General features: G+C 46.4%; 7 protein-coding genes. 5 read left to right on the top strand and 2 right to left on the bottom strand.

All coding sequences use genetic code 11. The features are described from left to right. A partial coding sequence (locus IQR33_RS34745; RefSeq protein ID WP_322631810.1) for a Tex-like N-terminal domain-containing protein occupies nucleotides 1-825 on the bottom strand: 825 nt, incomplete at its 3' end. A 229-nt stretch (nucleotides 826-1,054) separates the two neighbouring features. Here IQR33_RS34745 and IQR33_RS28295 point away from each other — a divergent pair. The 5 genes from IQR33_RS28295 (at nucleotide 1,055) to envZ (ending at nucleotide 6,289) form a co-directional block, all read left to right on the top strand. Beyond that, nucleotides 1,055-2,935: an ATP-dependent zinc protease gene (locus tag IQR33_RS28295; protein WP_086013892.1), complete on the top strand. Its 1,881-nt coding sequence runs from the start codon at nucleotides 1,055-1,057 to the stop codon at nucleotides 2,933-2,935. 117 nt (nucleotides 2,936-3,052) lie between these two features. After that, complete coding sequence (gene greB, locus IQR33_RS28290) at nucleotides 3,053-3,544, top strand: transcription elongation factor GreB (protein WP_005379321.1); 492 nt, start codon at nucleotides 3,053-3,055, stop codon at nucleotides 3,542-3,544. A gap of 105 nt (nucleotides 3,545-3,649) precedes the next feature. After that, complete coding sequence (locus tag IQR33_RS28285) at nucleotides 3,650-4,045, top strand: DUF1090 domain-containing protein (protein WP_017635004.1); 396 nt, start codon at nucleotides 3,650-3,652, stop codon at nucleotides 4,043-4,045. 129 nt (nucleotides 4,046-4,174) lie between these two features. After that, entirely contained in the window at nucleotides 4,175-4,894 is a 720-nt protein-coding gene (gene ompR, locus IQR33_RS28280) for a two-component system response regulator OmpR (protein WP_005379333.1), read from the top strand. A gap of 102 nt (nucleotides 4,895-4,996) precedes the next feature. Further along, nucleotides 4,997-6,289: a two-component system sensor histidine kinase EnvZ gene (gene envZ / locus IQR33_RS28275; RefSeq protein ID WP_017820700.1), complete on the top strand. Its 1,293-nt coding sequence runs from the start codon at nucleotides 4,997-4,999 to the stop codon at nucleotides 6,287-6,289. A gap of 72 nt (nucleotides 6,290-6,361) precedes the next feature. On the opposite strand, the gene IQR33_RS28270 is transcribed toward envZ, so the two are convergent. Beyond that, nucleotides 6,362-7,370, bottom strand: a 1,009-nt coding sequence (locus IQR33_RS28270) for a solute carrier family 23 protein (protein WP_228014197.1), incomplete at its 5' end; no start/stop codon positions are given.

Here is a 7,370-nt window from a genome sequence, read left to right as displayed (position 1 = left end):
CTTACGCCAGGTATCCGCCGGTGCGCTGCTTAGCGTCACGCCATAATGGTCGGCGATAATCGTTTCGCAGTAAGACTGACGAGCACCTTCTTCCTGTTCTGGATCGGCATTCATTGCCAATGTCAGGAAGCCTTCGTTACGGCCGCGTAGCATCGCCAGTGCGCGGTGCGATGGCACTTTGCTTAGGGGCTCGTTGTGGTTGAAGTAATCTTTAAACTTCTCGCCTTCTTGCTCTTTGCCTTCAACGACTCGTGAAACCAGTTCCGCATTGCGATTTAAGTGGTTGCGAATTTTTTCCAGTAAGTTTGCGTCTTCTGCGATGCGCTCCATGATGATCGCGCGAGCGCCATCCAATGCAGCTTTGGTGTCTGCGATGCCTTTGTCTGCATCAAGGTATTTGCTTGCTTCGCTTTCTGGCTCGGTTTGTGGATGATTCCAAAGCTGATCTGCGAGTGGTTCAAGACCAGCTTCAATCGCGATCTGACCTTTCGTACGACGCTTGGGTTTGTAAGGTAGGTATAAGTCTTCAAGACGAGTTTTGCTGTCTGCCTGCGCGATCTCTTGTTCTAGCTCTGGCGTCAGTTTGCCTTGCTCTTGGATTGATTTGAGGATGGTTTGACGGCGATCATCCATTTCACGAAGGTAAGACAGACGGCTGTCCAAAGTACGAAGCTGGGTATCATCAAGGCCCCCCGTCACCTCTTTGCGGTAACGTGCAATAAAAGGGACAGTGTTGCCATCATCAATTAGGGTGACAGCGGCGTTGACTTGCTCTGGGCGAACATTCAGTTCTTGAGCAATCATGCGACAGATAGCTTGGCTCATCCGTGTTTTCTCTTTTAATTCGGTTTTGGTTGTATAGAACATTGGGGTCGTTCGAAGAATTTGCAATGTTTTAAATTAACGAGGCAAAAATTTACCGGGCGCTGGTGGACATCAGTCAGATTTATGTCAAAACTGTAATTAAATTGAGAACTTATATCCGCAGTTATCGACTAACCTAATTCCACGGTTGTTGATATCACTAAATGTACCTCGGCTTATACGGATAATCATGATGAAAAAAATGTCTTTGGCGTTAGCGCTTACGAGTGCCTTACTTGTCGCCCCGCTTAGTTGGGCGCAGTCTATCTCAGGAACCACACAAGCTCCCGTTTATCAGCTCGATAACAAATTGGTACTAGGGCGTGTGGAGAGCGTCTACTACAGTGACATTCCGGAACTAAAAGCGGTGCCATTTATTGGCAAGATTGATACTGGTGCAGATACGACATCGATGCATGCGGAGAATATCCATGTCAGTAGCTCACACCCAGATTACCAAGATTTGAAAGATAACGAGTTACTTTGGGCGATTGTCGATGACTTAGGTGGTACGAAGGCAAAGTGGGACGCCGACAGCTTTAAGCCATATCAAGTAAAGGTTAGCTTTACGGTTCCTCACCCTTATACAGGGAAGGAAATACAGATTACCGATGATCTGGAAAGAGTGAGCGCGATTCGCAGTCGAACAAGCAAAAAGCCCATCCTACGCCCGACAATAAAAATGCCGATGACAATCGCTGGTCACACCGTTGATACGGAAGTGAACCTGACCAAGCGTACGCAATTCTCTTCTCCTATCTTGATTGGTAAAACCTATCTCGATGATAACGCATGGGTCTTCGCTGGTTACGATTACCTTCAAGAACAGCCACGCGCAAAAATGATTGGCAAAAAAGAGACGGTTGAAGTCGAAGGTGTGCCATATAAGATCAGCATCTCAACTTCTAGCCGTTATACCAACGTCCATGCACTGGACATCAAGGTAGACAAAAAGCATAACGAAGTCTCTTTTATGTTAGAGGGCGAGAATGGCAAGCGTCATCCAATGACATTACCCTTGGTACGAATGCTGAAAACGACCAAAAGCGAGCGCCCTTTAGTCTATTTACCCGTCAAAGTCGGCGAAAATGAAACTCAACGTTGGTTGGTGTATCTGCGTGATCGCAGTAAGTTCAGTTCGCAAATTCGCTTAGGTCGGGACGTCGCGAGTCAGCACTTTGTTATTGATACGGACAGAGAAAATCTACTGGGTGGCGTAGAAAAAACGTTCAAAAGCGCACTCAAATCAAAACCTCTTGTCGTTTCACCAGAAGAACAGGTCACCATTGATGGTTATACCGTCCCTGCTTACCCCACTTTTACTGTGAAAACGCCATTACTGCGTGTAAATGGGTTTGAAGTAACAGAAAAAGGTAAGGATGAATCCGTCACGTTTTATTTAATGAACGATGAGGGGAAAGAAGAAAAAATCACCAAACCAGTGTTGAAAAAGCTCAAGGTTGGCAGCGCGGTTCGCCCTGTTGTCGAAGGAGACTTTCTTCTCGGTAGAAAAGACACATCAATGAAGTTTGCGCTCGATGTGCTTGATGAGGGTGACACTCAACCCTTTTTCGTCTTTGGTCATGACATAGCCAAGGGTGGTGTGTTGCTGAACACTCGCGCAGACCATCTACTAGATGCAAGGCCACTTTTCAAAGCTGGCCATATCGAAGTGGCGGAAGTTGAGGGGATGTCTTTCCCTGTGAAGTTAGACACGGGTGCAGATGTAAGCTCAATCAATGCTAAGAACATCAAGCAGTTTAAGAAAGACGGCAAAGACATGGTGAGCTTTACCTATGAGAACGATCTTGGCATGAAACAGGCGTTTACCAAGCCTGTTGTTGATGTCATGCGTATTAAAGCGAAGAAAGGTGAGAAAGCGAACGTACGCCCTGTGGTTGAAATGCATGTTAAGCTTGGCGAATTAGAGAAGAAGATCCGAGTCAACTTACAGGACCGAGGTCGCTTCCATTACAGCATGATTTTAGGTAAAAACTTCCTAAAACATGGCGCGGTTGTTTCGAGTGATACGAATTACATCGTGACGCAAAAACCGGATTACGAAAAGTAACACTCTGGCCGCCTTATCACCTTGATACCCAAAGCCTGAACAACATTGGATCTTTGGGTATATCATCTCCTTAATGCTGCCAAAGAGCAGCATTTTTTAGTTGAGATAGGAGTTAATTTGAAAACTAAGCTGATTACACGAGAAGGTTACAACAAACTCAAACAAGAGCATGATTACCTTTGGAATGAAAAGCGCCCGGAAATCACCAAGATCGTCACTTGGGCGGCGAGCCTGGGCGATCGCTCAGAAAATGCGGATTACACCTTCAATAAACGTTTACTCCGTCAGATCGACCGTCGTGTCCGCTTCCTTCGTAAATTCCTGCCAGAAGTCACGATCGTTGACTATTCTCCGCAACAAGAAGGCAAAGTCTTTTTTGGTGCATGGGTGGAAATAGAAAATGAGGCAGGAGAAGTGAAAAAGTTTCGTATTGTCGGGCCTGAAGAGATTTATGGCGATGCGAAAGACTACATCTCGATCGATTCACCTATGGCGCGAGCGATGTTGAAAAAACAAGTGGATGAAGAGTTCACGGTACGCACCCCAGAAGGTGAAAAAGAGTGGTTCATCAACTCAATTGAATATACTCAACCGGCCTCGGAAGACTGAGGCTTTATCACCGATTCAAGTCTCATGAAGTTCACTAGAAGTGACTTGGGTCTCAACGTCAGAATATTTGGTATAAAGGCATGGTGCCTTTCTCGGAGAAGTAAAATGAACAAAGCAGTCATGTGTAGTGCTGCACTAACAATAGGATTCTCACTTTCAGTTTTTGCTCAAGATGAAGTGAAAGGCTGTGACGCTAAAGAGTTAGCGGTAGAGCAGCAGCTCGAGTATGCAAAAGCGCAAGGTAATGAGCATCGCATTAAAGGCTTGGAGCAAGCACTTTCCGCTATCCAGAATGAATGCTCGGAAGGTGAGCTGCGCCAAGAGCTGCAAGCAGAAGTGGAAGAAAAGACTAAAGAAGTTGAGGAGCGAGAGGAAGAATTAGTCGAAGCTCAGCATTCAGGGAAAGCAGACAAAATTGAGAAAAAACGTCACAAGCTGGCTGAGGCACAGCAAGAGCTGCTTGAGGCCAAACGTGAACTGGAATGGAATTATGGTCAATAGTAGGTGCTGAAAATATCTGCTAGAGAGAGAATAAAGCGCTTAAGATAAAAAGAGTAACAATTTGCTTGAGCACGTTAGGAAAAACAGTGATACATTTTCGACAATAGACGCTTCTGAAAGGATGTTTCAATGCAAGAAAATCATAAAATTTTAGTGGTTGATGACGATGCTCGTTTACGTGCTCTATTGGAGCGTTACCTTTCTGAGCAAGGTTTTCAGGTACGAAGTGTCGCCAATGGCGAACAGATGGATCGCCTACTAACGCGCGAAAACTTTCACTTAATGGTGCTAGACCTAATGTTGCCAGGTGAAGACGGTTTGTCAATTTGTCGTCGTCTACGCCACGCGAACAATATGTTGCCAATCTTAATGCTCACCGCGAAAGGTGATGAAGTGGACCGCATCGTAGGTCTTGAGGTAGGGGCGGATGATTATTTGCCAAAACCGTTTAACCCACGCGAATTATTGGCTCGCATCAAGGCCGTATTACGCCGCCAAACCGTAGAGTTGCCGGGTGCACCAAGCACGGAAGAAAAAGTGGTGGAGTTCGGGGAGTTCCGACTCAATCTAGGCACTCGCGAGATGTTCCGCGGTGACGAGGCAATGCCACTCACCTCTGGAGAGTTTGCTGTTCTAAAGGCGCTCGTGATGAATGCACGTGAGCCAATGTCACGAGATAAATTGATGAACATGGCGCGTGGCCGTGAATATTCTGCAATGGAACGTTCTATTGACGTACAAATCTCACGTTTACGTCGCATGTTAGAAGACGATCCGAGCAAGCCGCGCTACATTCAAACCGTATGGGGCCTAGGTTATGTTTTCGTCCCAGACGGCAAAGAGGTGTAACCTCTTCACTCCATAGCCAGCACTTGGCTATAGCAACTTCAGCCTTCATTACCTTCCCTTTGAAGGCTGAAATTTCGCGATTAGGACCACTAGGAACGTTCCATGCGCATCCGAAGTTCACTGACACAATCTATTCTGCTGTTCATCTCTTTGCTTCTCGCGAGCCAAGTTTTCTCTTACTACGCCGTTTTTAACTACGCGTTGATGCCGAGTTTGCAGCAGTTCAATAAAATTCTCGCCCATGAGCTCAATTTGGTGCTTGATGATGAAGGACCTTTAAAGTCTGATGCACCGTTAAGGCGTCAATTATTAGAAAGATTAGGGGTGACGGTTCACAGCCTTGACAGCGATAAGGCGATTGAATTTCATCACGCAATGTCGATTGATTTGATGTCTGAAGAAATGAGCCAAGAGCTGGGTTCGCCTACAGAAGTACGCTTATTGCTTGGCGATGAAAGTTACATTTTGTGGATGCACATCGAAAAGTTGCCGAACTCCATCATTCGTATTCCGTTATCTGAGCTGCAAGAAGAAGATTTTGCACCGCTGTTTCGTAACAGCTTGATTATGGCGCTGCTGATCATTGCAGGTGGTTGGTTGTTTATTCGTTTGCAAAACCGTCCACTTTTGGCTTTAGAGAGAGCCGCGAAAGACGTCGGTCGAGGTGAGATCCCGCCCCCCTTAGCAGAGAAAGGCGCATCGGAGATTCGCTCTGTAACTCGAGCCTTTAATCAAATGTCGAAAGGTATTCAAGAGCTAGAAGAAGACCGAGCCTTATTAATGGCAGGGATTAGCCATGACTTACGAACACCTCTGACGCGTATTCGCCTAGCGACAGAAATGATGTCTCCTGAGGACAGCTATCTTGCGGAGGGGATCATTAGCGATACGGAAGAATGTAATGAGATCATCAGTCAGTTTATGGATTACCTCAAACCGGTGAACCAAGAATCGTTTGAAGCGGTTGATATCAGTACGATTGCCAGTGACGTCGCCAGTTCTGAAGGTGGTTATGAGGTTGAAATTGAAACAGATCTTAATCTTAACTTGCCGCCAGCCAAAGGAAGCGCGATTGCGATTAAGCGGGCGATCAGTAACTTAGTTGTGAATGCGCTACGCTATGGCAATGGCTGGGTCAAAATCAGCACTGGTGTGACAGCAGATAAGCAGCTAGTGTGGATTTCAGTAGAGGACAACGGACCGGGTATCGAGCATTCTCAAATCGCGAGGTTATTTGAACCCTTTACGCGTGGTGACACCGCTCGCGGTAGTGAAGGCACTGGGCTAGGGTTGGCGATTGTGAAGCGTATAATCAGCCAACATTCAGGCTCTGTGGTGATGCGTAATCGCAGTGAAGGCGGTTTAATCGCTCAAATCAGCTTTCCTACCAAGTAAGTCGATGGCCCGCCCCCTTTCAAACAAAAAGCCCAACCTAAATAGGTTGGGCTTTTCTTATTCTCAATAATCTTAAGACTCTTTCACTTCCTGAGGAAGTTCATCTTCGTCTTCCAGTTTCTCTGGCAGAAGTAGATTTAAAATGATCGCTGTGATGCCACCTGCTGCAACACCAGTTGAGAAAATACTCTTAATAAATTCTGGCATAAATTGCAGGATCTCTGGTTTTTGTGCGATACCAAGTCCCATTGAGAAGGATAAGGCCATGATCAGAATTGCGCGGCGATCGAGCTCAACACGAGAGATAATACGCACACCAGCGGCAGCAATCGTACCAAACATGACAATCGTTGCGCCGCCAAGTACTGGCTCAGGAATCAACTGAACAAAGCTAGCGACGCCAGGAAACAAGCCAAGAATCACTAACATGCCTGAAATAAAGTAACCCACGTAGCGGCTCGCGACTCCTGTTAGCATGATGATGCCGTTATTCTGGCTAAACGTTGAGTTCGGGAAGCTGTTGAAAACGGCTGCGATTGCAGAGTTTAAGCCGTCTGCTAACACACCGCCCTTAATGCGTTTCATGTACACTGGGCCTTTTACTGGCTCACCAGACACTTCAGATGTTGCGGTAATATCACCGATGGCTTCTAGTGCGGTAATAAAGAAAATCAGTACCAGCGGAATGAACAGAGACCAGTCAAACGATAAGCCATATTGCATTGGTACGGGCAGTGCTACGATCTCGGTTGCGCCTAGCTGAGAAGTATCTACCATCCCCATAAAATACGCCATGATGTAACCCACTAGCATCGCAATCACGATTGAAGCCACACGGATGTATGGGTTTTTCGAGCGGTTTAAAATCACAATTAATCCAAGTACCGTCCCAGCCAGAGCAAGTTTGTCTAAGCTGCCGAAGGTTCCTTCATTTAATGCTGCGTAGCCACCGCCCATTGATACTAAGCCGACTTGAATCAGTGTGAGACCGATAAGAGTGACGACGATGCCTGAAACAAGCGGAGTGATGATTCGGCGGGCATGCTCCAACACGCGAGATAGGAAAATTTCTGCAAATGAT

Origin of the sequence: Vibrio sp. OPT46, from assembly GCF_015163535.1 — a bacterium.
Classification (GTDB): Bacteria; Pseudomonadota; Gammaproteobacteria; order Enterobacterales; family Vibrionaceae; genus Vibrio; species Vibrio alginolyticus.
The sequence above is the reverse complement of the archived record's forward strand: the minus strand, read 5'-3'. Positions and strand labels throughout refer to the sequence as shown.

Coding starts and splice junctions, on each gene's coding strand:
- IQR33_RS28285 (WP_017635004.1), top strand. CDS start 3,650: ATGAACAAAGCAGTCATGTGTAGTGCTGCACTAACAATAGGATTCTCA.
- IQR33_RS28295 (WP_086013892.1), top strand. CDS start 1,055: ATGATGAAAAAAATGTCTTTGGCGTTAGCGCTTACGAGTGCCTTACTT.
- ompR (WP_005379333.1), top strand. CDS start 4,175: ATGCAAGAAAATCATAAAATTTTAGTGGTTGATGACGATGCTCGTTTA.
- envZ (WP_017820700.1), top strand. CDS start 4,997: ATGCGCATCCGAAGTTCACTGACACAATCTATTCTGCTGTTCATCTCT.